At 71.0% G+C, this 22,069-nt stretch carries 23 protein-coding genes; 6 read left to right on the top strand and 17 right to left on the bottom strand.

All coding sequences use genetic code 11. The features are described from left to right. Nucleotides 1-11 precede the first annotated feature (11 nt). The 4 genes from selA to ACQP2O_RS23205 form a co-directional block, all read right to left on the bottom strand. On the bottom strand, nt 12-1,316 hold the full coding sequence (selA, locus tag ACQP2O_RS23220) for an L-seryl-tRNA(Sec) selenium transferase (RefSeq protein ID WP_433188823.1): 1,305 nt from the start codon (nt 1,314-1,316) through the stop codon (nt 12-14). 425 nt (nt 1,317-1,741) lie between these two features. Beyond that, nucleotides 1,742-2,614, bottom strand: coding sequence for a helix-turn-helix domain-containing protein (locus ACQP2O_RS23215; protein WP_433188820.1), 873 nt, complete (start codon nt 2,612-2,614; stop codon nt 1,742-1,744). A gap of 337 nt (nt 2,615-2,951) precedes the next feature. Beyond that, nucleotides 2,952-3,551, bottom strand: coding sequence for a DJ-1/PfpI family protein (locus ACQP2O_RS23210; RefSeq protein ID WP_433188817.1), 600 nt, complete (start codon nt 3,549-3,551; stop codon nt 2,952-2,954). After that, a complete protein-coding gene (locus tag ACQP2O_RS23205) occupies nt 3,548-4,504 on the bottom strand; it encodes a GlxA family transcriptional regulator (protein WP_433188814.1) in 957 nt (318 codons plus the stop codon). Before ACQP2O_RS23205 ends, ACQP2O_RS23210 begins: the two co-directional genes overlap by 4 nt. A 90-nt stretch (nt 4,505-4,594) precedes the next feature. Between ACQP2O_RS23205 and ACQP2O_RS23200 the strand changes: the two genes are divergently transcribed. Then, on the top strand, nt 4,595-5,119 hold the full coding sequence (locus ACQP2O_RS23200; protein ID WP_433188811.1) for a DinB family protein: 525 nt from the start codon (nt 4,595-4,597) through the stop codon (nt 5,117-5,119). 200 nt (nt 5,120-5,319) lie between these two features. Here ACQP2O_RS23200 and ACQP2O_RS23195 read toward each other — a convergent pair whose 3' ends face one another. Then, nucleotides 5,320-6,243, bottom strand: coding sequence for a hypothetical protein (locus ACQP2O_RS23195; protein WP_433188809.1), 924 nt, complete (start codon nt 6,241-6,243; stop codon nt 5,320-5,322). Nucleotides 6,244-6,325: 82 nt separating this feature from the next. Then, a complete protein-coding gene (locus ACQP2O_RS23190) occupies nt 6,326-6,721 on the bottom strand; it encodes a MarR family winged helix-turn-helix transcriptional regulator (protein ID WP_433188806.1) in 396 nt (131 codons plus the stop codon). An 85-nt stretch (nt 6,722-6,806) separates the two neighbouring features. Between ACQP2O_RS23190 and ACQP2O_RS23185 the strand changes: the two genes are divergently transcribed. Next, nucleotides 6,807-8,276 carry an MFS transporter gene (locus tag ACQP2O_RS23185; protein WP_433188803.1) on the top strand — a complete coding sequence of 490 codons (1,470 nt, stop codon included), beginning with the start codon at nt 6,807-6,809 and terminating at the stop codon, nt 8,274-8,276. Between the two features lie 42 nt (nt 8,277-8,318). Here ACQP2O_RS23185 and ACQP2O_RS23180 read toward each other — a convergent pair whose 3' ends face one another. From ACQP2O_RS23180 to ACQP2O_RS23170, 3 genes are all read right to left on the bottom strand, one after another. After that, a complete protein-coding gene (locus ACQP2O_RS23180; protein WP_433188800.1) occupies nt 8,319-9,119 on the bottom strand; it encodes a protein phosphatase 2C domain-containing protein in 801 nt (266 codons plus the stop codon). Between the two features lie 254 nt (nt 9,120-9,373). After that, nucleotides 9,374-10,057: an alkylmercury lyase family protein gene (locus ACQP2O_RS23175; protein ID WP_433188797.1), complete on the bottom strand. Its 684-nt coding sequence runs from the start codon at nt 10,055-10,057 to the stop codon at nt 9,374-9,376. A gap of 49 nt (nt 10,058-10,106) precedes the next feature. Continuing rightward, complete coding sequence (locus ACQP2O_RS23170) at nt 10,107-10,679, bottom strand: TetR/AcrR family transcriptional regulator (protein WP_433188794.1); 573 nt, start codon at nt 10,677-10,679, stop codon at nt 10,107-10,109. Between the two features lie 646 nt (nt 10,680-11,325). Here ACQP2O_RS23170 and ACQP2O_RS23165 point away from each other — a divergent pair. Further along, nucleotides 11,326-11,724 carry a hypothetical protein gene (locus ACQP2O_RS23165; protein WP_433188791.1) on the top strand — a complete coding sequence of 133 codons (399 nt, stop codon included), beginning with the start codon at nt 11,326-11,328 and terminating at the stop codon, nt 11,722-11,724. Next, the gene (locus tag ACQP2O_RS23160) at nt 11,721-12,095 is read left to right on the top strand and encodes a hypothetical protein (RefSeq protein WP_433188788.1); all 375 of its coding nucleotides are present in this window, start codon (nt 11,721-11,723) and stop codon (nt 12,093-12,095) included. Before ACQP2O_RS23165 ends, ACQP2O_RS23160 begins: the two co-directional genes overlap by 4 nt. A gap of 118 nt (nt 12,096-12,213) precedes the next feature. Here ACQP2O_RS23160 and ACQP2O_RS23155 read toward each other — a convergent pair whose 3' ends face one another. Genes ACQP2O_RS23155 through ACQP2O_RS23145 form a run of 3 tightly spaced genes read right to left on the bottom strand, consistent with a single transcriptional unit; the run spans nt 12,214 to nt 15,466 of the window. Next, on the bottom strand, nt 12,214-13,182 hold the full coding sequence (locus tag ACQP2O_RS23155) for a TAXI family TRAP transporter solute-binding subunit (protein WP_433188785.1): 969 nt from the start codon (nt 13,180-13,182) through the stop codon (nt 12,214-12,216). Further along, nucleotides 13,179-14,804, bottom strand: coding sequence for a sensor histidine kinase (locus ACQP2O_RS23150; RefSeq protein WP_433188782.1), 1,626 nt, complete (start codon nt 14,802-14,804; stop codon nt 13,179-13,181). Before ACQP2O_RS23150 ends, ACQP2O_RS23155 begins: the two co-directional genes overlap by 4 nt. A 2-nt stretch (nt 14,805-14,806) precedes the next feature. Continuing rightward, nucleotides 14,807-15,466 (bottom strand): response regulator transcription factor, encoded by a 660-nt coding sequence (locus ACQP2O_RS23145; RefSeq protein ID WP_433188778.1) that lies wholly within the window; start codon nt 15,464-15,466, stop codon nt 14,807-14,809. Between the two features lie 191 nt (nt 15,467-15,657). On the opposite strand from ACQP2O_RS23145, the gene ACQP2O_RS23140 reads away from it, so the two are divergent. Together ACQP2O_RS23140 and ACQP2O_RS23135 are read left to right on the top strand one after the other, a co-directional pair. Beyond that, nucleotides 15,658-16,302 carry an HAD family hydrolase gene (locus tag ACQP2O_RS23140; RefSeq protein ID WP_433188775.1) on the top strand — a complete coding sequence of 215 codons (645 nt, stop codon included), beginning with the start codon at nt 15,658-15,660 and terminating at the stop codon, nt 16,300-16,302. Between the two features lie 84 nt (nt 16,303-16,386). Further along, complete coding sequence (locus ACQP2O_RS23135; RefSeq protein ID WP_433188772.1) at nt 16,387-17,058, top strand: transcriptional regulator; 672 nt, start codon at nt 16,387-16,389, stop codon at nt 17,056-17,058. A gap of 279 nt (nt 17,059-17,337) precedes the next feature. Here the strand turns inward: ACQP2O_RS23135 and ACQP2O_RS23130 are convergent, their stop codons facing one another. The 5 genes from ACQP2O_RS23130 to ACQP2O_RS23110 form a co-directional block, all read right to left on the bottom strand. Then, nucleotides 17,338-17,556 (bottom strand): hypothetical protein, encoded by a 219-nt coding sequence (locus ACQP2O_RS23130; RefSeq protein ID WP_433188770.1) that lies wholly within the window; start codon nt 17,554-17,556, stop codon nt 17,338-17,340. Nucleotides 17,557-17,822: 266 nt separating this feature from the next. Continuing rightward, nucleotides 17,823-19,178, bottom strand: a complete 1,356-nt coding sequence (locus ACQP2O_RS23125) for a tyrosine-type recombinase/integrase (protein WP_433188768.1) — start codon at nt 19,176-19,178, stop codon at nt 17,823-17,825. Next, the gene (locus ACQP2O_RS23120) at nt 19,175-19,372 is read right to left on the bottom strand and encodes a helix-turn-helix transcriptional regulator (RefSeq protein WP_433188766.1); all 198 of its coding nucleotides are present in this window, start codon (nt 19,370-19,372) and stop codon (nt 19,175-19,177) included. Before ACQP2O_RS23120 ends, ACQP2O_RS23125 begins: the two co-directional genes overlap by 4 nt. 79 nt (nt 19,373-19,451) lie before the next feature. Continuing rightward, nucleotides 19,452-19,601: a hypothetical protein gene (locus ACQP2O_RS23115; protein ID WP_433188763.1), complete on the bottom strand. Its 150-nt coding sequence runs from the start codon at nt 19,599-19,601 to the stop codon at nt 19,452-19,454. A 396-nt stretch (nt 19,602-19,997) separates the two neighbouring features. Further along, on the bottom strand, nt 19,998-22,043 hold the full coding sequence (locus ACQP2O_RS23110) for a hypothetical protein (protein WP_433188760.1): 2,046 nt from the start codon (nt 22,041-22,043) through the stop codon (nt 19,998-20,000). Between the last annotated feature and the right edge of the window lie 26 nt (nt 22,044-22,069).

The raw sequence follows: 22,069 nt of genomic DNA, 5'->3' as shown, positions 1-22,069 counted from the left end.
GACGGTGGCGATCACATGCACCGGCGCTCCTCCCCCGCCCCGACGGCCCGCTCGACCCGCCGGACCAGCTCGGCGTCGTGGAGGTCGGCGGGGACGGTTCGCAGGTCGAGGAGCAGCCGGCCCGACTCGATCCGGCCGACGATCCCGGCGCGGCGTAGCGGCTCGGCGTACGAGGCGGGGAGACTGACGGCCGCGCTGGGCAGTTCGACGCCGGGCGCTCCGCCCCCGCCGATCCGGGCGGTCGACTCGACGGCGAGGGCGTCGTGTTCGGTGAGCTCCTTGACGAGGCGTTCGGCCCGCTGCCGCAGGGGGCGGGCGTCGGCGTGCAGGGCGTGTGCGGTGGGCGTCCGCGGTCCGCGGACGGTCGCCTCCAGAGCGGCGAGCGTGAGCTTGTCGACGCGCAGGGCGCGGGCCAGCGGGTGCCGCCGCAGGCGTTCGATCAGGTCGGCCCGGCCGAGCAGCAGGCCGGCCTGCGGGCCGCCCAGCAGTTTGTCGCCGCTGGCGGTGACGAGGGCGGCACCGTCCCGCAGCACCGTCGCGGCGTCGGGCTCTTCGGGCAGGGACGGTTCGGCGGCGAGCAGGCCGGAGCCGATGTCGACGACGACGGGAACACCCAGCCCGGCCAGTTCACGTACCGACGCCTGCGCCGTGAAGCCCTCGATCCGGAAGTTGGAGGGATGGACCTTCAGGAGGAAGCCGGTGTCGGGGCCGAGCGCGGCCGCGTAGTCGGCGGCGGTGGTGCGATTCGTGGTGCCGACCTCGCGCAGCCGGGCGCCGGTGGAGACGAGAAGGTCGGGGAGGCGGAAACCGTCCCCGATCTCCACCATCTCGCCGCGGCTGATCACGATCTCCCGGCCCTGTGCGAGGGCCGTGGCGGCCAGCACGAGGGCGGCCGCGTTGTTGTTCACGACGTGCACCGCCTCCGCCGCCGGGCAGGCCTCGGCCAGGGCCTCGAGGGTGCCGCGGCCGCGCCGGGCGCGGCGGCCGGTGGCCAGGTCGTACTCGACGTCGGTGCATCCGGCGGCGGCGAGCACCGCCTCCCGGGCGGCCACGGACAGCGGGGCACGGCCCAGGTTGGTGTGAAGGAGCACACCCGTCGCGTTGATCACGGGGCGCAGGGTCGTCGCATACGGCGGCAGGGACGCGACGGCGGCGTCGGCCACGTCCTCAGCGGTGATCTCCCCGTGCCGCGCGCGCTCCTGCGCGGCCGCGACCGCCGATTTCACGGTGCCGCGTCCCAGCCGGAGCATCGCCTCCGTGAGCCGCGGGTCGGCGAGCACGGCGTCCGTACGCGGAACCCGGCGTCGAGAGTCCATGCCAGAAACCTACGACCGTCGCATCCCGGCCGTCACGGAACGCGCGGTGCCGGGCGGTCTCCCGTCCCGTGCCAGGTCGTTCCCGCCCGTCACGGTACGCCGGGGCGTCCGGCGGTGCCCCGCCCGGCGCGCGTCCGCGAAACGTCAGGAGAGTCCACTTCCTTCGCGACACCGCGAAGGAAGTGGACCGCTATTTCACGCACAATCGCCCACAATATGCTTATTGCGAGCGATCTGATTATTCAAAATTATTCAATTATGAATGCTTATCCGTCGACGCCGCCGAAGCGCCGTCCTGCGGCGCGGTCAACGACATCGAAGTCACCTCAACGCACGCCCCATTGGCCATGCTTCGAGATGCTTTGCGCCAGATGGCACCGGGATGCTCGACTGTCTTCCCCATCATTCTCACCTCCTTTCACCAATTATCCCCACGCATCCCGGGCCGTCCTGGAGATCAATTCCATGGATTCCGCCGGGTCGAGCGCCTCTGCACTGAGTCGTTCGAAACTGAGCCGGTGCCGGTAGGTTTCGGTCTCTTCTTCGAGATACGAGCAACCGTTCAGGTGCTCGATGTATGTGACATCGTGAAACTTTATGCCACCGACCTGCGGGAACTGCAGAAGCGTGAAGGACCCCGTCGTGATCGGATGGGGCCCGTCAAGTGGAAGGACCTGGAGGGCGATGTTGGGCCGTTCCGCCAATTCCAGGAGGTGTTCGAGCTGCTCGCGCATGACCTCCATGCCCGCGTAACGCCGCAGCAGGGTGGCCTCGTCCAGGACGATGGACAGCCGCAGCGGCGTCTCACGGGTGAGCACGGACTGGCGCGCCAGCCGCGTCTCCACGCGGGCGTCCACCCGGCTCGGCGGGACCATCTCGATCGAATGGAGCCACTGCTCGATCGCCGACGCGTAGGCCTCCGTCTGGAGCAGACCGGGGACGACCTGAGTCTCCCACTGGAAGATCTCCTCCGCCTCCATCTCCAGGCCGATATAGGAGGCGTACGGCTCGGGAAGGGCGTCGGAGTAGGCCTCCCACCATCCCTTGCGCACCGCGTCCCTGGCGAGTTGGAGAAGCTGCTCGCGGTACGTGCCCTCGACACCATAGAGCTCCAGCAAGCTCCTCACGTCTCCTAGACGGGGGGCTTGACGGGCGTTTTCAATCCGGCTGACCTTCGAGGCCGACCAGCCGAGATGCTCGGCGACGTCATCACCGGTCAGTTCGGCTCTCTCACGGAGGCGGCGCAGCTCTGTGGCCAGTCTACGGTTACGAACCGTGCCACTACTGGGCCCGGGCACCTTTGTCCTCCCCAGCCGACCGACGAGACTCCCTCGGCCGTGCGTTACTACATGGCATAACCGTTATAGAGGTCAGCCGTAATGGTGTCAAGAAATCGCCGTCGCAACCTTTAGTGAAACTTGCGACGCAATATACCTTAGCGTGCGAGGTACGGCGAATCGATGACGAACCGAGCCGGCGACCTTGCACGCGCTACCCGCATGCATAGCAGCACGGCAATCACCTCGGCCGCCGCCCTTCCCATCTTGTGACACTGATTACAGCGCCCCGCCACCGCGCATCGCGTGGTGGCGGGGCGAAGCTCCGGCCGAGAGACCAGGGGATCCGGGCCGGCGCTCAGGCGCCGACCGGCTCGTCGGCGAGGTAGGGCGGTGCCGGCTCGTACTGGATGTACCTGCGGACGGCCCGGGCGTGCTCCCTGCCGTGCAGGCGACCGACGAGCCACAGTGCCATGTCGATGCCCGCCGAGACGCCCTGACTCGTGACGAGGTGCCCGTCGACGACATAGCGCGCGTCCCGTACGACCGTGATGTCACCGCGCGCCTCCAGCGTGTCCTCGAAGGCGTGATGCGTCGCCACCTTGCGTCCACGAGCGTGCCCCGCCTCATGGAGGAGCAGCGCACCCGTGCACACGCTCGTGACCCAAGCCGCGTCGGCGTGCCTGAGCCAGTCGATCAAGACCGGGTTGGACACCTCGCGCCGGGTGCCGCTCCCGCCCGGAACCAGCAGGACATCGAGGGGCGGGTGATCGCCGAAGGAGTGGTCGGGCAGTACGCGGAGTCCTTTGTTGCAGCGCAGCGGACCCGGCCGCTCGGCGATCGTTACCGCGGTGTCGGCCCCGTCACGGAGCATGGAGGAGGCCGTGAACACCTCCCATGGCCCGACGAAGTCCAGCTCCTCCACCCCGTCGAACACCAGCAGTCCGTAGGTCGTCATGCGTACTCCTTCGTTGATCGGAAACGGTCCCGGTAGTCGGACGGGGGAACGCCGACGTGCCGGTGGAACGCCCGGCGCAGCGTCTCGGCGGTGCCGAAGCCGCATCGCCGGGCGATCGCGTCGACGGGGTCGTCGCCCTCGGCCAGCGCGCGGCGCGCCGCCTCGACGCGCACGCGCTCGACGTACGCCGCCGGGGGCACGCCGAGCTCGGCGGTGAACCGGCGCTGCAGGTGACGGGGGCTCAGACCGGCCCTGGCGGCCAGGTCCTCGACGCCGTGGCGGTCCCCCGGGGCCGCGTGCACGGCGTCCACCGCGAGGCGGATGGGGTCGCTCGACGGCTGAGCCGACCACAGCGGAACGCTGAACTGGGACTGGCTTCCCGGCCTGCGCAGGAACATCACCAGCTCCTGGGCGACGGCGTGGGCCCGGTCCCGGCCGAGGTCCTCCTCGACCAGGGCGAGCGCCAGGTCCATGCCGGCGGTCACCCCCGCGGACGTCCAGAACCTCCCGTCGCGGATGAAGATCGGCTCGCAGTCGACGGTCAGCTCCGGATGCTCGGCGGTCAGCTGGTCGCGGCGTTTCCAGTGGGTGGTCACGCGGCGGCCGGCCAGGAGGCCCGAGGCCGCCAGCAGGAAGACGCCGCTGCAGACGGACGCGACACGCCGGGCGCCCGCTCCGGCAGCGGCCACCCATTCGACCAGCGCCCGGTCCCGCCGGGCCTCGTCGACGCCCGCCCCGCCCACCACGATGAGCGTGTCGACGCCACCGGGGTCGACGTCGGCCACGCCGTACTCCGCGTGGATCGGAAGCGCGCTGCGCGAGCGTACGAGCCCGGCCCCCGGAGCGACGATCCGGCACCGGTATCCGGCGTGGCCGAAGACCTCGTGCGGCCCGACGAGGTCGAGCGGCTGGAATCCGTCGAAGACGACGAGGGTGACCTGGGGCGCGTCCATGTCCCCAGCCTCGTCCGGCCGGGAGAATGGCGTCAATGACGGGTACCCCACGGATCACGCCATGCCCTGAGAGCCGCTACCGTCGGAACGGTGATCGCCGCCAGAGACCCCGCGCCCGAGCCGCCGCAGAAGATGAGCGACCCGGCCGATCTTCTCGCCGCGTACCTCGACTTCTACCGGGACGCCCTCCTGCGCAAGCTCGAGGGCCTGTCCGAACGACAGCTGCGCACGAGCGTGCTGCCGAGCGGCTGGACACCTCTGGAGCTCCTCAAGCACCTGGCCCACGTCGAGCGGCGCTGGCTGTGCTGGGGATTCGCCGGAGAGCAGGTCGTGGACCCTTGGGGCGACGACGGGTCGGACGGCCGATGGCATGTCGCCGACGACGAGACCGTCGAGGACGTCACGGCCTTCTTCATGACGCAGTGCCGGCGTTCCCGGGAGATCGTCGCGGGGGCGCGGCTGACCGACGTGGCAGCCGCCGGCGGCCGGTTCACGCCGCCGGCGGTCCGCCCGGCGCTGAGCCGGATCCTGTTCCACCTGCTGCAGGAGTACGCGCGGCACGTCGGGCAGCTGGACGTGGTCCGGGAACTCATCGACGGGGCCGTCGGCGAGTGATCAGGCCGCGACGATCGGTCCGGTACGGAGCTCCAGCGAAGCAAGGCATCAGGGCCCGGCCATCGACCCGATACGGAGCTCCAGCGAGGCGACGCGGGAGAACGCGGACGTACGGGGCTCCGACGGAGCGGCGCGTGAGAGCCCGGCCGTCGACCCGCCGGGGAGCTCTGCGTGGAAGGGCGAGGGCTCTGCCCGAGTGATCAAGGGGTGGCCGTCGGACCGGCGGGGAGCTCCGGCTGGACGAGTACTCGTCGCTCGCGCCGCCAGAGCCGCCGGACCGCGTCGCGCAGCCCCGGCTCGGAGCGGGTCCGGGCGACGAACTCCTCCGGGGTCCGGGCGCCGGTCAGCGTGGACAGGCCCGGGGACGTCGCGAGAAGCCGGGCCAGGAGCTCCTGCTGACCGGCCAGGCGGATCGGGGCGCCGCTCTGGTCGACGAGGCAGCCGTGCCGCCCGACGTACAGGTCGCAGGCGCGCAGCCGGCCCAGGCCGGGCAGCGAGGCCGACGCCGACGCGGGCAGCCGCGTCCGGTGGTAGTTCGGCTCGGTGGCGTCCACGGCGGCGAGTTGCTCGTCGTCGAGCCACAGGACCACCAGCTCCGTGCTCGCGCCCGGTTCCAGGACCGGTGCCGCCGGGACGTATCCCGGCCTGCTCACGTGCGCGGAGGCGCCGGCGACCAGCCCGTCCACCCGCGCGTACGTCATCGGGACGACCACGCGTGCCCGCCCCGCGAGCTTGCGAACGATCTGGGCGGGCGAGCCGTTCGATCCGACGGCCAGGATCGGCCGGCGGTCGGCCATGAGCGGCCGGCCGCAGGACCGCAGGGCGTCGTCGAGTGGGATCTCCGGTCCGCCGAAGGCATGGGGTGCCACCGCGGAGGTGTCGAGCATCCAGCGTCCCGTCCGTGCGGCCTGGTCGGCGGACCGAGGGGCAGGCGATCGGTGATCCGCGTGCAGGCCGAGGAAGCATCCGTCGACGAGGAGGCCCGATCCGGGCGGCAGGCGGCCCGGGTAGGTCAGGGGCCGGGCGATCGGGTCGTCGCCGAACCCGAGAGATCTCAGCTCGCGCCCGGGCGCGGTGATCCGCGGATGCGGTGAGGCCGGGGGCCGACCGGATGCGGGTTGCACGGGTCTCCTGCCGTCGCCCTGTCGGCCAGGACACGGCGCGGGGTGGTGGAGGACGGTCTCCGCCGAGGATAACCCGCGGTGGTCAGACCGTGGCCGGCGTGGCCGTGAAATGCTCGGCGAGGACGGCGCGTTGCGTCTTGCGTGCCCCCTCGTGCCGCTCTCGCCCGGCGGCGGTGAGCTTCACGAAGATGGCGCGCCGGTCGTCGGCGCACATGCTGCGCTCGAGCAGGCCGTCGCGCTCCAGACGGGCCACCGTACGCGACAGCGCGCTCTGGCTGAGGTACATCGCATCGGCGAGGTCGTGCATCCGGGACTTCTCGCACGAGGCGTCGACCAGCCGATCGAGCACCTCGAACTCGCTCATCCCGATGCCGTGAGCCTCCTGCAGCGTGCGATCGAGAGCACACGAGACCGTGCTGTAGCAGGCCAGGAGGTCACGCCAGCGTCGCACGAGCTCGGTTTCGCCCGTCTCCGTCATGGCCGGACCATAGCATGCTCGCACATCAAATGCAAACACATTTAATGTTTGGACATCTGATGCATGTGCATGTAACTTCTGTCCGGTGACCACGACAGCACTCCCAGACTCACGCACCCTTCCCGGCGCCCCGGCCGATCAACACCGGTGGTCCGCCCGGCTCTGGGGCATCCTCGCCGTTCTCTCCCTGGTCCTCTTCCTCGACGGACTCGACGTGTCGATGGTCGGCGTCGCGCTCCCGTCCATCGGCTCGGCCCTGAGCCTGTCCACGTCGAGCCTCCAGTGGATCGTCAGCGGATACGTCCTGGGCTACGGCGGACTGCTGCTGCTCGGCGGCCGCACCGCCGACCTGCTCGGCCGCCGGCGGGTCTTCCTCATCGCGCTCGCGGTCTTCGCCGTCGCCTCGCTGCTCGGCGGCATGGTCGACTCCGGCCCGCTCCTGATCGCCACCCGTTTCATCAAGGGCGTCAGCGCCGCGTTCACCGCGCCCACCGGGCTGTCGATCATCACGACGACGTTCGCGGAGGGCAAGGCACGCAACAAGGCCCTGTCGATCTACACCGTGTTCGGCGCCAGCGGCTACTCCTCCGGACTGATCTTCGGCGGTCTCATGACCGGGATCGGCTGGCGCTGGACCTTCCTGATGCCCGTTCCGGTCGCGATCATCGCGCTGGTCGCCGGGCTCTCCCTGATCCCCCGCGACCGGGCGGCGTCCGAAGGCGGCCATGACATCCTCGGGGCACTCACCTCGACGACGGCCATGCTGCTCCTGGTGTACGACCTGGTGTCCGCGCCGGGCCGCGGCTGGACCGCCCCGGTGACGCTCGCGCTCTTCGGTGCCGCCGTCCTGCTCCTCGGCGCATTCGTGCTGGTCGAGCGCCGTGTCCGGCACCCGCTGATCCGGCTCGGCATCCTGCGCAAGGGCACGCTCGTCCGCGCCAACCTCGCGATCGTCGCGCTGTTCGGCTCCTACACCGCGTTCCAGTTCATCGTCACGCTCTACCTGCAGTCCGTCCTCGGCTGGAAGCCGATCACCATGGCCCTGGCGCTGCTACCCACGGGGCTCCTGGTGGCGCTCAGCGCCCCGTTCGCCGGAACGATGATCGACCGGTTCGGCACGGCCCGGTTCATCGTCGGCGGAATGGTCGCGATGACGATCGGCTACCTGCTGTTCCTGCGGGTCGACACCCACCCGGTGTACGTCGTCGCCATCCTGCCGACGGCGCTGCTGCTCGGCGTCGGCTTCGCCCTCGGCTTCCCGTCCATCAACGTGCAGGCCACCGCGGGCGTCGAAGACGACGAGCAGGGCCTGGCCGCCGGGCTCGTGCAGACCGCCGGCCAGGTCGGCGCCGCCCTGGTCCTGGCCGTCACCACCGCCATCATCTCCAGCGATGACGCGCGGTCGGCGGTCCGCTCGCCGGCGACCATGCTCGCCGACTACCGGCCCGGCCTGATCTTCGTCACGGCCGTGGCCCTCGGCGGGCTGGCCATCACGCTGGTCCCGCTGCTGCGCCGCCGCACTGCGCGGCAGGCGGCGCTGGAGGCGCTGGACTGACCCACCCTCGATTCGGTCACCCGGGGAGCCGTCCCCGGGTGATCAGTCGTTGCGGGGGCGGGTACTCCCGGCCTCCGGAGAGGGCCCGACTCCCCCGCAGGTCGCGTACAGCGCCGTGGCGTCGTCGTGCGGTTTCGCGCCCGGTATCGGCTGCTCCCGCTCCGCCCGCCGTACCAGGTCGATGACGTGGGCCGGGCCGCCGGTCCGCAAGGAGCCGAACAGCCCCGGCCAGTCGTAGCCGTAGTGGTCGATCAGCCGGGTGACCCCATCGGTGCACATGGCGATCTCCTCGACCTCCGTCTCCGGGAAGGCCGCCGTCACCGCCTGGTGGGCGGCCTCCGGCACACTGCTCGCGACCCAGAATCCGCCCGGCCGGTTCCGGTGCGTCCGTACCTTCTCCAGCGTGTACGGACGCCCGCCCGGCAGATGCGCAACGCGGTCGTCCTCCACCACGTGGAGCGATCCGTCGCGGCGGCGTACCGCGATCGGCGAGTCGGCCAGGAGGAGGCACTCGACCATGCCGTTACGCCGGCGCATCGCCGCGACCGTCGACGAAGGGCTGTCCGGGTTGGACAGATCACACGTTCCGCCGTGCGAGGCGCACACCTGCTCGATCGACTCCGCCACGATGTCCGCGAGCGATCCGCCGGAACCGTCCGCCAGACGGGCGCTCAGCGCCGCCGCGAGCCGGCGCACCAGCCACGCGACATCATGGACACACCCGCTGTCGACGCCGGCCGGCGCGGTCGCCCCGTCCAGCACGATCGCCCAGTCCGGGCCGGCCACCACGCAGTCCTCATTGACGCCGCCCGGAGCGGCCTGGGTCGCATAGGTGATCTGCACCATCCGATCGTCCCGTGACCCCGCGCCGCACGGGACCCCGCCCCCACCGCTCCCGACGGGAGGCGTACAGCAAGGCGCTCCAGCCGCAGGCCGACGCGAGCGCCTTTCGGCGATCGGGCCCCGTCAGGCCATCGGCCCGATCAGGGCATCCGCCCCGTCAGGCCGCCGACCCCGGTCAAGGCATCCGCCCCGTCAAGGCATCGGCCCATCACTCGGAGCGCAGAGCGGCCTGCCGCTCCTCGAGGGCACGACGGTCAGGGCAGCCGCCAGAAGTCTCCGACCAGGCCCGCCTCGGTGAGCAGCCGCTGGTTGTGCTCCGTGGCGTGCGGCCGGAAGTCCGGGGCGAGCCGGTCGCCGTACCAGGGCCGGGACAGGGCCCAGACGGTGGCCGCGCCGACGGCCCGGCCCGTGGTCCGTCCCGTACGCGACGTCCAGGCGGCCAGATGGTCCGGTGAGCAGAACATCCGGATATTGGAACAGGTGGCGACGACGTCGTCCCACCACCGTGCGGCGGGCAGCGGGAAGTGCACGGTCAGCTCCGGCTCCGGTGGCCGTTCGGGCCCGGAGGTGACGCGATGGCGCCGGCCGCACTCCGGGCACGCCGTGTCGATCAGGACCTCCAGCCCGAGCGCGGCGCTGATCCCGAAGGAGTCCCACGCACAGCCACCCCACCAGTGACGGTCGTCGCGGCCGTCCAGCGGTGACACCACGAATCCCATCGGGGCGGCGGAGAAGGGATGGGCCATCCGGATCACGTCGTCGGCCGCTCCCAGCACGATGGCGTGACGGACGGCCAGTTCCTGGAGGCCCCGCACCGTCTCCTCCGGCGAGCGCCCCCACCTGGCCGCGAGCTCACCCACCGACGGCGAGCGACTCTCTTCCGCGAGGGTGGCGTAGACCGCCGTGCGCAGGCCTTCCAGCCGCCGTTCCTCGTTCATCCGTCCCCCTGTCGCATCGTCGGCCATCCGGCACCGGACGCATCGTCGATCATCCGGCACCCGTTGCATCGTCGATCACCAGCGCCGCCATTCGCCGGGCCGCGCGGACCGGTGCGGCGTCCTGCCGGATGACGCCCTGGACCGCCGCTCCGTCGATGAGCACGAGCAGGTCGCCGGCCAACCGGTCCGCGTCCGCCGCACCCGCCTCGGCCGCCAGCCGGACGAGCGCGGAGATCAGGCGGGCCTTGTGCTCACGTGCCGCCGCCCATGCCGGGTGAGCGGCGTCCTCCAGTTCGCTGACGGCCTTGACGAACGGGCACCCGCGGAAGGTGCCGTCGCCGCTCTCGATCGCTTCGGCGATGCGGTCGAAGACCCCGAGCAGGCGACCTCGCGGATCACCGGGCTCCTCGGGCAGGAGCCAGGCACGGTGCCGCGCGTCGCGCTGCCGCAGCGTCTCCGCTACCAGTTCCTCCTTGCCCGCGAAATGCCGGTAGAGCGACATCTTGCCGACGCCGGCCCGCGCGGCGAGCTCGTCGATGCCCGTGTTGCCGATGCCCTGCTCGTAGAACATCGCCTCGGCCGCCCGCAGCAGCCGGACCCGGGCGTCCTTCGTTCCGGTCATGGCCCGTACGATACAGATCGGTATCGTACGGCGGCAAGGCGCGGATCCGGCGCCTGCGACTTGGTGGGGCCGGCCGAGGCACCGCACCGGCCGCCGCCTGCGGGAGGCTCATCCCGCGCGCCCGGAGCGTCGCACCGTCACGACGCCGCCGGAATGCGGGCTTAGTCGCGAGGCGTACGGTGATCCTCGGGTCGGGCGGCCTTCGCGGCGAGCGCCTTGGCCCGCGCGGTTCGACGGCCGGCGGCGGACGCCCGAGAATTCCGTTCGCCGAAGGCGACGCCGTAAAAACAACGCCGGTGTCCACGGCGTATCCCGCTCGCATGCCGGCTGCCACACCGGACCGGCCGGAGGCGGCGTAGCGTCTCGGGCACCTCAATCTTTCAGGCGCGTCCCGAGCTCAAGGCAGTCCGACGCCCGTCATTCCAGGTCGGCCACAGGCCACTCACGGCGCCTTTACATTTCTTTAAGATCTGCCGCCATTCAAGATGTTAACGACTTGTAAGAGAAAAGTTCGAACGCTCGCCAGAGAAGATCATCCTTCTTAAGTTGTGAAGCGCATCACGTCGGGCCCATGGGAACGAAACCGGCAGCCGGTAGTAGCTGGGTGTGCCTCCGCACACGAACGCACTGAGGCAGGAGACTTCGAATGAGGCTTCCCGTGAAACGCGCCATCGGCCTCTCGGCCGCGACCGTCACCGCCACCGCCGGGCTGGCGCTCGCCGCCGGTTCCGCCGACGCCGCCACGACCGGCCAGGCCGGCGCCGTGACGGCGGCGAGCGGACCCACCATGCACACCATGACCCGTGGCGTCAGCGGCTGCTTCGCCTACTCCTACAACCCGGGCATCACCACGACCACGGTCTACTGGCACAACCGCTGCAAGACCACGCACAACATCAAGATCTGGGTATCCGCGTCTCGCGACTGGTGTTTCGTCGTAAAGGGCCACAAGAAAGGCCACGCTGCGGTCCCCACGCCGAAGCCGCCGATCGTCCCGTTCCCGGAGTCGGTCACGGGCGTGAAGCAGGTGAAGAAGTGCTCGTGAGCGCCTCGAGGACCGCCCTGCGGGTCGGTCTGGTGACCGCCGCGGCCGCCGCGGCATCCGCCCTGGCGTGCCCGGCGAACGCCACAGTGCCCGCCGCGGCGGCCAGCGGCACCGTCCACACGATGGAGCGCGGGGTGAGCGGCTGCATCGCATGGTCGTACAGCTACGGCTACGCCTACAGCGCGAACGTCTACTACCACAACCGATGCAAGGCGGCGCACTACCTGAAACTCGACCTCCGTGGGCGCCGGGACAAGTGCTTCAAGGTGGCGGGCCATAAGAAGAGCAAGGTCTACGTCGCGCCCGTCCCCATCGTCCTGCCCTCGACCCAGCCGACGATCCGGTCGGTCAAGCAGGTGACGCACTGCTGATCAGGTCGGCCCACCCGACCGCCCGCGTCCCAGTGCCCGTCGGCCGGTCCGGTTGAGCACCACGGGTGGGGTGTCCCCCGCGGACGCCCCACCCGTGAACGCCCGTCCGTCGACCGCCTCAGCGGCCCGACACCCAGACCTTCGTCTCCCGGAAGTAGCGGGCCGCGCCGGGGTGCAGAGGCACCGGGAAGGTCGCCAGCGCCGCGCGCCGGTCCAGCCGCCGGGCCTGCGCGTGCACCTCCTCCAACCGCGCTTTGCTCGCGAACAGCAGCGCGGTCACCTCCCGGGCCTCCGCCACGGGCATGTCACTGCGCACCACCAGTACGTTGGGGATCGCCAGCGTCGGCACCTCGTGCTCCATCCCGTACGTCGCCGCGGGGATCGACCGGGCCAGGTACACCTCCCCATAGGTACGCTGCAGATCGGCGGCGATGCTCCCGACCGAGAGCAGGCGGACCCGGACCGTCCGAGCGAGTTCGGCGATGGCGGGCGTCGGCAGCCCTCCGGTGAAGAAGAACGCGTCGATGCGTCCGGCTCGCAGCGCCTCCCCTGACGCGCTCGCCGACAGCCGGGACCGCACGATCGCGCCCTCGCCGCCGAGGCCGGCCGCGTGCAGCACCCGGTCGGCGACGATCTCGGTTCCCGATCCGGCGGCGCCGGTGGACACCCGGCGTCCGCGCAGGTCCTGCACGGTGCTGATGGAGGCGCCGGCCCGGACCACGATCTGCAGGTAGTCGTCGTACAGCCCGGCGAGGGCCGAGATCCGGACCGCGGTGGAGAAGGGCGGCTGTCCGCGCATCGCCAGGTCGGCCGAGTCGACCGTCGTGAAGGCCAGGTCCGCCTTCCCGACGCGGAGCAGCCGTAGGTTCTCGATGGACGCCGCCGTGGTGAGCACCGTCGCGTGCACTCCCCAGCGGTCGTGCAGGGTGGCGGCGAACGCCTCACCGAGCGCACGATAGACCCCGCCCTCCCCACCGGTGGCGATCACGAGCGGCGTCAGCGGAGGGGTGGACGGACGGCACGCGGCGGCCGCTGCCAGGCCGGCCAGCGCCGTGAGCGCCAGTGCCCGGACGACCGCCGCCCTCATCGCTCGCCCTCCGTCTCAGCGTGTTCGGGCACCGGCCGTTCCGTCCCAGGTCCGGCCGACACCCCGGACGCGCCCGGCGCGGCCGGCGCTCCGGGCGCGGCCGGCGTTCCCGACGCGGTCGGCGCGGTCGGCGCTCCCAGCACGGTCGGCGCGGTCCGTGCGGTCCGTGCGGTCGGCGCTCCCAGCACGGTCCGTGCGGTCGGCGTTCCCGGCACGGCCGGCGTCTCACGTACCGCGGACGTCACGCGGGCGGACGCGGCGGGCAGTTCGATCCGCACCCGCAGACCGCGCGGTTCGGCGGCGGACAGGTCGAGCCGCCCGCCCGACGCGGCGACCAGTGCGTGCGCGATCGTCAGACCGAGTCCGGAGCCTTCGACGTTCTGATCGGCGGGGCGCCGCCAGAACGGCTGGAGCGCGTCGCACGCCTCCTGCGCGGTCATGCCGGGGCCGGTGTCGGTGACGGACACCGCCACCCGATCCGGCGGGACGGCCTCGACGGCGACCGTCACCGTACTTCCCCGCCCGGAGAACTTCACCGCGTTGTCGATGATCACATCCAGTGCCTGGTCCAAGGTGTCGGGGGCGGCGCGAGCATGGAGTTCCCCCGGCTCTGGGCCGGTGATCCGCACCCCGCGCCGCGCGGCGAGCTCCCGCCACCCGTCGACCCGGTCCCGCGCCGCCGCCGCGACGTCCACGTCCACCGCCCTGACCGCGCTGGCCTCGGCGGAGGCGAAGGCGAGCAGCGAGTCGTAGAGACGGGCCATGCGGCCGACCTCCTCCAGCGCCATCGCGTGGTCGTGGCGTCCGCCGGGGCCGACCGAAGGCTCCAGGTTCTCCAGCCACAACCGCAGCGCCGCGAGCGGCGTGCGCATCTGGTGGCTGGCGTGGGAGACGAACGAGCGCTGTCGCTCCAGCAGCACCGCGATCTGGCTCACCATCGCGTTGAAGGACGCGCCCAGCCGTCGCAACTCGGGTGGCCCGGTGCCGCTCGCCACCCGCTCACCGAACCGTCCCTGACTGAGCGCGTGCGCGGCGAGATCTAGCTCGGCGACCGGCCGCAGCACCCACCGGGCGACGAGCGCGACCACCACCACGCCCACGAGGACGGCCAGCAGGGTTCCGGCCAGCAGCCGGCCCCAGGTATCGACGATCCCCGCCCGGAGCCGCCCGGTCGGGGAGATGGTGACGGCGGCGCCGATCACCTCGCCGTCGTTGGTGACCGGGTTGGCGACGACCATCGGCGTGTGCTGCCAGGGCCAGGTCGTGCGGTTCACGTGGATGCTCTCGCCGGTCAGCGCCTCCTCGATCCGGTCCCGTACGGGCCCGGGACGCAGGTCGAGGCCAGGCCGGGAACCGATGGCGAGCGCCCGGTCCCGATCCACGATGGCCACCCGGATCCCGAACAGGGTGTCGTACTGTCGCAGCTCGGCACGCAGAGCGGCGGTCCGGCCGGTGCGCAGCGCCGTCTCGGCGAGAGAGGCGAAGCGGGCGGTGTCGTCCGCCCGGTCGATGTACATCGCCTGGGAGTAGCGGGCGGCCACGTCGGTCGCCAGCGGATACGCCATCGCCAGTACGGCGGCGGCCAGCAGCGGTAGGTAGGTCAGATACAGGCGCCGCCGCATCCTCATTCCCCGCAGGCGACGATGCGGTAGCCGACGCCGTGCAGCGTCTCGATCCGTACCTCGTCGCCGAGCTTGCCGCGGAGCGTCGAGATGTGCACGTCGAGGGTGCGCGAACGGCTCTGCCAGGAGGTGCCCCACACCTCTCGCAGCAGAGTCTCGCGCTCCACGGCCGCGCCGGGCTCACGGGTCAGCCGTGCCAGGAGCGTGAACTCCTTGGGCGTCACCCGGACGGCCTCACCGCCCACGGTCAGCGTGTGGGCCGCGAGATCCACGGTCAGCCGGCCGACGACCCGTACCCCGTCGTGCCGAGGGCGGGCCCGCCGCAGCACCGCCTCCATCCGGGCCTGCAACTCGGCCATGCCGAACGGCTTGACCAGGTAGTCGTCGGCGCCCGCACGCAGCCCGATCACCCGGTCGCGCTCAGTGCCGCGCGAGGTCAGCACGATGATGCCGACCTCGCTGCGGTCGCGCAGCCGGCGGCACACCTCCAGGCCGTCGCCGTCCGGCAGGCCGAGGTCCAGCAGGACGATGTCGCATGGGGGTGCGGCCAGCGCGGCGACCGCGCCGGGCGCGTGCTCGACCTCGAACCCGCACCGGCCGAGCGCCTTGGTCAGGGCCGCCACGAAGCGCCGGTCGTCCTCCACCAGGAGAGCTCTCACCATCGCAGGTCTCCTCGCGCTGGTGGCTCCGGGCGCGGAGCCGCCGGTGATCATAACTCGCAGGGTTGTGGCCGCACGAGGGACTCAGGGCTCATTCCGAGGTTCGGAGCCGAGGTGCCGGCCGGGTACCGCCGTCCCTCGTCCTGCGTTTATTCGCTGGTGCCGTGCGGCGTGATCATCCACACTGGGTTGCCGTGGGATCGCTGCACGTCTTCGACATGGACGGAACCCTCCTCGAGGGAACGACGGCCAGCCTGCAGATCGCCCGGCGCCTCGGGTCGACCGCGGAGCTGGTCGAGCTGGAGGCGCGGTTCGCCGCCGGTGAGATCGACACCCGGGGTTTCTCGACCGCCATCCACCGGATGTGGCGGGACCTGACGCCGTCGGCGGTCGCCGACGCCTTCGCCTCCAGTCCGTGGCTGACCGGCATCCGCGAGGTCTGCGCGGACATCCGCGAACGCGGCGAACGGTCGATGGTGATCACCATGTCGCCTGACTTCTTCGCCCGACACCTCCTGGAACTGGGCTTCGACGAGGTGGTGGCCTCCCGGTTCCCGGCGCTGCCCCTCGTGGAACCGCTCGATCCGGCGAACGTCCTCACCCCGGATGACAAGGTCCGCATCGTGGAGGAGATATGCGAGCGGGCCGGTCTCGCGCACACACGATGCGTCGCCTACGGCGACTCGATGTCCGACGCTCCGCTGTTCCGCCGGCTGACCAAGACGGTCGCGGTGAACGCCGATCACCACCTCGCGGACCTGGCCGTCCTCAGCTACCACGGCAGCGACCTGACCGAGGCGTACGCGCTCGGCCGCGCCCTCCTCACCGACGCTCCTTGATCACCGCGTCTGAGTACAAGTACGGATGCCGGTCCCGCCGCGGGCTGTGATGGTGTGCGAGCGCGCCGACTCGCGCCGATCACCGTGCGGCTGAACGAGGACGAACGCACCTACCTGTTCGACCTTGCGCGCACCGCCCGGCCCGCCCACCGCACGCCGTCCCGCCGCAAGGACGTCCCGGTCCCGCCCCGCATCCAGTGGCTGCTCGACTCCATGACGATGTCCTCCGCGTTCGTGCGCAACGGCCGCCAGGACGTCATCGCCCACAACGCGCTGGCCCGAGCCCTGCACACGCCGATGTTCGACAGCATCACCACGGACGAGCACGGCTGCCCCAACGTCGCCCGCTACATCTTCCTCGACCCCGGCTCCCAGGGCTTATTCGTCGACTGGGACTCCGCCGCCGCCATCACCGCGGCACTGCTGCGCGCGGAAGCCGGACGCGAACCCCATGACCGGGCCCTGCGCGAGCTCATCGGCGAGCTGTCCACCCTCAGCCCCGACTTCCGCGGTCAGTGGGCCGCCCACGACGTCCGCATCCGCCACGACGGCACCAAGCGGCTGCAGCACCCCGAGGTCGGCCTCCTCGAGCTCACCTACCAGTCCCTGGACCTGCCCATGTCCCACCGGGCCGTGCACGACCTGACCCTCTACACCGCCGAACCAGGCACGACCTCCGAAGAGCGCCTCAAAGTCCTCGCCAGCCTGGCGGCCACCCCCTCCCAGGCGACACAGCCCACCGACCAGCTGCGCTGAGCGGCCCGCTCCGGACGTGCCCGCACGTCAATGCGCGCCTGAGGCCGTCCTGCCGCTCATGCCGGCGTCATCACCTGGCGGCCTCCGTGGCCTCCCCCTCAGGACGCGCGGTCCAGGCTCCATCGCGGCCTGGGCGGTCAGGACCAGGTCGACGCGGCTGTAGGGGTTGCACGTGCGTCAGCGGGGGCCACCACGTTCTGCGGGCCCTCTATCGCCAATGGCCGTTCCGTTGCTCCCGCGGGCCGTGTAGCCGCCCGCGCGCCGGTCTGACCAGGCGGCTCAGGGCGGTGGCATCTCCGCCGGCTTGGCGTTGCGCATGCGTTCCGGCGTCCAGTACTGGGTCGTCGGAGACGGCTGGACCGGGCTGCCCGTGGAGCCGGTGTCCGGCGGAGGTGACGACGTGGTCGACGCGGCCGCGTAACGGATCACCGCGATTCCGGTGACCACCGCCGACGCGATGGCGATCATCACCAGTCTGCGCACTCTGGAACGACTCACCCTGTGCACTCCTGATCCACGATGGCCCCGCATACCAGTCTGCTCGCACGTCGACAGCGCCGCTTTCCAGGTTAGTGCGGCATTAGGAGAAGTGGCGGAGGCGTACGGGAATCGAACCCGCCGACGACGCCGAGCGCCGTCCAAAGGTTTTGAAGAGAACGGATGATCTACGGGGCGATGTGCCGTCTGACCTGCGCCGGAGCCCGGCGCAGGCGACATAGGGGTGATGATCATTCCGCGTAAATTCCGTGAGGTCTCGTTGTCGATCATTCCGCCAGGGCCTTCTGGATCCGTTGGTTGGCGATCTCGCGCTGGCCGTCGATGCACTTCGCGTAGACCCGCAGCAGGACGTCGACGCTGTGCCCGGCCCGCTCGGCGACCTCGGGAGCGTGGACGCCGGCATTGAGCCACAGCGACACGGCGGCGTGCCTGAGGTCGTACGGCCGGGCGGCCAGCGGCGAGGCGACCTGGTCGGGCGTCAGCCCGTAGGGGCGCGCCTGCTTCCAGATGCGGATGTACTCGGTGCCGAATGCGCCGCCGCCTCCAGTGAAGAACAGCCGACCGTCTGGGGCCGTCCCGAACTTCGCGATGTGCGCCCGGAGGATGGCCACCAGATCCGGCGGGATCGGCACGGGGCGGTCCTCGTCTCCGTCGCGGTGCTTGAGCCCGCGCTCGTCGTAGGACTCCCCCGAATCCGTGAACCGCTTGGTGGTGTAGGACCTGGTCTTCGTGACGGTGATCTGGCCCCAACCGCGCTCGGGCAGGATGCAGTCCTGCCGGCGTAGCCCGATCGCCTCGGACGGCCGCAACGCGGCGAAGTACATGCAGGCGAACATCGCGGCGAGCATCGGGCCACGGGTCCGGCCGACGTACGTGACGCCCGCCAGGAGCTCGCAAGCCTGTTGCGGGTTGACGACGACACGTCGGTCGACGACGTCGTTCTGCTTGGTCGGCTTCCACTTGACTCGGTCGAGGGGGTTGCCCGGCAGCTCGCCTAGCTCGACGGCGTACTCCAGTGCGTGGTGGAACACCGCGCGCCGACGCCGGAAGGTGTTCGTCGCGGCCGCAGCGCCGTCGAGGCGTACGGCCAGGGCCTCGAGCACGGCCCGGGCGTGGCGCGGCTCCTCCAGGTCGGTGAGGGGCAGAGACGCCGCTTCCAGCCAGCGGAGAGCCGTGCGAACCTCGGCGGGCAGCTCGCGTCGGCGGTCTTCCGGCACGAGCACGTGGTCACGGAGCGCTCGGCGAAGCAGGTCCCGATCGGGCCGGCCCTTGCGTTCGGCCGCCAACGCGACTGTGACCACCAGGAGCGCATCCACCGCCGAGGCCCGAGAGTTCGCCGCCTGGTGCGGCCAGCGGATCCGCACGTACGCCTCGGCGAACTCCAGCCAGGTACGGGCGTTCTTGGCCTTGAGCATCGATTCGGGCAGGCCGGTGTCCGTGTCGAACCACTCGCCGCGGCGGGCCGCCTGCCGAAGGTCGGACAGAAAGTTCTCGGCCAGCTCCGAGCCGCGGAAGGTCTTCGAGCATTCCTTGCCGGCGACGATCCAGCGCACGACGTAGGAGGGCGTCTTGCTGGAGGCGTTCTTCTTGGTCTTCCAGAACTTGACGTCGTAGGACTTCACGCGTCGACCTCAAGGTCGGCGAGCCAGGCGTCGTAGTCGATCCGGCGGATGCGCAGTTCGCCGTTCGGCAGCCGCGTCATGCGCTTGGGGGTGCGGCCGAGCGCGCGCCAGCGCTGCCACGTGCGGCGTGGGATGCCGAGTTCGTCGAGGATTTCTTGCACGGTGAGCCACTGGGAGCTCTTGGGGCGTGTCATCGTGAAGGTGCTCCTTTCTATGGGGGCAGCGGTCCCGGCGCGTGATGCTTGGCGGTGTTGGGCGCCGGGGCCGCCCGGGTTAGAGGCGGACGTCGAGGTAGACGGAGACCTGGCGGTGGTCGCCGCGGGGCCGCAGATGGCCGGAGTCGTTGATGACGTCCAGGACCTGCTTGATGCGGTCGGCGGCCTCGTTGACTTCCTGCGGCAGGCCCATGAGGCGGATCTTCATGACAGCGTCTCCTCCTCCACAGCGGCGTCCCTTGTTGTGCGTTCATCCCGATGGAGGTGCAGCGCGGAGTCGGTGTGTGACACCCGCCCGCAGAAAATTTCGCGGCGGACCTCCGGGCGCGGCCGGCGCGTGTGTGCGACGTGCGCGCGCCCCGTGCGCGTGCGCGCCCGTAGGGCTGCGCGTGGGATGCGCGCGCGCTCGCTTGTTGATCTTGTGCGTGCGCGCTCGTGAGGCGCGTGGCGTATGCCCGCACGCGGGTGCAACGGGGGGGCGCAACGGGGGCGCAATGCGCTGGTGCAACGCGGGGTGCAACGGGCGTGTGACCTGGGACCCGGCCGCGCGTTGCACCCCCCGGCCCCCGCGCGGGGCGCAACGAGGGGTGCAACGACGCGCGGTTCACGCGGCCTCCGGGCGGCGCAGGATGACGTACCGGCCTTCGTCGTCGCGCTCCAGGACGCCGTCCTTCATGAGCGCGCGGATGTGGTTCTGGGCCCACTGGCGGGTCATCTTCGCGCGGATCCAGACCGGGGCCAGGTCCTTGGTCTGAAAGTGCTCGCGGCCCTCGGCGGCCCAGTCCTCGATCGTGCCGAGCAGCAGCCGGCGGGCTTCTTCGGGTGGGAGCTTGTCTCCCGGCGGTTCGGCGAAGGTGAAGTCGTCGTAGCCGTCTTCGTCGATCGGGTCGTCGGGGCCTGCGGTGTTGTCGGGGTTGGGGTCGTCGGTCTTGAGGTACTCGGCTGCCACGTCGGTCACGTCCTCTTCGTCGTCCTGGTCCTCGCGCTCGGCACCGGCCGCCGCGATCGCCGGGGGTGGCGTAGCCGATCCGGCGGCGCGGGTTCGCTGGGCCTTGGTCAGCAGCACCGACCCGCCGGCGGGGGCGGTGGCGGCCGCACCGCCGGGCGTCATCAGCTCGGCGGTGAAGTGGTCGGCCTTCTTGGCGGCCGCAGGGTAGTTGGCGGTGTAGGCGTGCATGCGTTCGTTGGCCTCGTTGTCGGTCTCGCCCCAGGCGAAGGTCCGCAGGGGCAGCGCGACCAGCTCTTCGGGGATGGAGGGGGCGTCGAGGTAGGCCATGCCGGGTTGCTTGTTCTGCCACAGGTCCGGGCGGGCGCCGCGCTTGTCCTGCATGGTGGTGAGGCCGAAGTCGGCGTCATCGGGGTCGGCGACGCCGAAGCACATCTTGGCGAGCTGGCCGCGGGCGATGGTGGGCATCTGGGTCCAGTCGCTGCGCTGCAGGGACATGACCACGCCGATTCCGGCTGAGCGGCAGGCCTTGAGGAACTTGATGAACAGCTCCATGTCGATGGCGTCGCCGATGTCGGGGAACTCCTCCAGCCAGACCAGCCAGTACGCCAGCCCGCAGCCCTCGACCCATTTCTGGTAGCCGTGGGCCGACAGCCAGTCCGTACGAGGCTTCACCTGGAAGTGCAGCTCGCTGAGCATCTTCTTCACGCCCGCCTCGGTGGTCTCGAAGCGGTGCAGCGCCGGGCGCAGCGGGCCCAGGGTCTGCTCTCCCTTGGTGATATCGGCGGCGAACACCGCCACGTCGTGGCGCGTGACGACCTCGGCCAGGATGTTCCAGGCCCCACCGATGGATTTGCCCGAGCCGACCATGCCCATGAGCTGCAGGTGGTGGCCGGTGATGACGTACTGGACCGGGTCCAGGTTCTGCCACAGGCCGGGCCGGATCGGCGCGGCGATCGAGGCACCGGCCAGCGAGGGACCCGGGAAGGGGATCGGGGCCTTCATCACGCGCGGGTCGGAGATGGTCATGTGGGCGAAGTCGGCGCGGTCCTGGTTGGGGGCGATGCTGACCGAGCCGGGCGGCAGGCCCATGCCGCCCTCGATGTAGTCGACCTTCTTCTGCACGTCGTCGACGGACTTCTCACCCGATGGCAGCGACAGGGTGGCCTCGATCTTGTGCTCGCCGGCCTTCTTGGTGTGGGCCTGGGCGCCCTCTAGGCCGAAAGTGTCCTTGCTCCGGTTGAACAGGAAGTTCAGCGCGTCGCCGGGCTGGCCATCGCCGTGGTGATCCCGGATCACGTGCCGAATGTTCCACGACAGGGCGAGGATCGCGCCGCCGCCGACGGCCAGGGACTTCACGGCAGGAGCACCGGGCCCGGTGATGGTCGCGGCCGTGATCCAGCCGCCGGCGAGGAAGGTGGTGAGGGTGGAGTGGGCGCGGCCGATCGGGCCGCGTCGTTCGTGGGTGACCAGCCAGGTCAGCCCCGTGAGCACCAGCGTCCCTGCGGTGAGCAGGATCGCCGCCCACGGGGCCGTACCCGGTCGGCCCCACATGTGGTGGAAGATCGCCGCGCCGATGACCGCCAGGACCACCACGATCCACGGCGGGGCCAGCGGCGCGAGCTTGGAGATGCCACGGGCCACGAGCCGCTCCATGGAGGTGTCCTCCATGACCGTGACCGTGTTGGCGCCCTTGCGAGCCATCAGCGTCAACTCCCTTCGTCTGGGCT

The organism is Actinoallomurus sp. CA-150999 (assembly GCF_050942425.1).
GTDB lineage: Bacteria > Actinomycetota > Actinomycetes > Streptosporangiales > Streptosporangiaceae > Actinoallomurus.
Note: the sequence above shows the minus strand (reverse complement) of the source record. Positions and strands in the feature narration are given on the sequence as shown.

Excerpts from the sequence above, each read along its gene's own strand:
- selA (WP_433188823.1), bottom strand. The coding sequence starts at position 1,316 with ATGGACTCTCGACGCCGGGTTCCGCGTACGGACGCCGTGCTCGCCGAC.
- ACQP2O_RS23170 (WP_433188794.1), bottom strand. The coding sequence starts at position 10,679 with ATGACCGGAACGAAGGACGCCCGGGTCCGGCTGCTGCGGGCGGCCGAG.
- ACQP2O_RS23145 (WP_433188778.1), bottom strand. The coding sequence starts at position 15,466 with ATGGTGAGAGCTCTCCTGGTGGAGGACGACCGGCGCTTCGTGGCGGCC.
- ACQP2O_RS23115 (WP_433188763.1), bottom strand. The coding sequence starts at position 19,601 with ATGAAGATCCGCCTCATGGGCCTGCCGCAGGAAGTCAACGAGGCCGCC.
- ACQP2O_RS23205 (WP_433188814.1), bottom strand. The coding sequence starts at position 4,504 with ATGGACGCGCCCCAGGTCACCCTCGTCGTCTTCGACGGATTCCAGCCG.
- ACQP2O_RS23155 (WP_433188785.1), bottom strand. The coding sequence starts at position 13,182 with ATGAGGGCGGCGGTCGTCCGGGCACTGGCGCTCACGGCGCTGGCCGGC.
- ACQP2O_RS23190 (WP_433188806.1), bottom strand. The coding sequence starts at position 6,721 with ATGACGGAGACGGGCGAAACCGAGCTCGTGCGACGCTGGCGTGACCTC.
- ACQP2O_RS23175 (WP_433188797.1), bottom strand. The coding sequence starts at position 10,057 with ATGAACGAGGAACGGCGGCTGGAAGGCCTGCGCACGGCGGTCTACGCC.
- ACQP2O_RS23110 (WP_433188760.1), bottom strand. The coding sequence starts at position 22,043 with ATGGCTCGCAAGGGCGCCAACACGGTCACGGTCATGGAGGACACCTCC.
- ACQP2O_RS23210 (WP_433188817.1), bottom strand. The coding sequence starts at position 3,551 with ATGACGACCTACGGACTGCTGGTGTTCGACGGGGTGGAGGAGCTGGAC.
- ACQP2O_RS23165 (WP_433188791.1), top strand. The coding sequence starts at position 11,326 with ATGAGGCTTCCCGTGAAACGCGCCATCGGCCTCTCGGCCGCGACCGTC.
- ACQP2O_RS23150 (WP_433188782.1), bottom strand. The coding sequence starts at position 14,804 with ATGCGGCGGCGCCTGTATCTGACCTACCTACCGCTGCTGGCCGCCGCC.
- ACQP2O_RS23120 (WP_433188766.1), bottom strand. The coding sequence starts at position 19,372 with ATGACACGCCCCAAGAGCTCCCAGTGGCTCACCGTGCAAGAAATCCTC.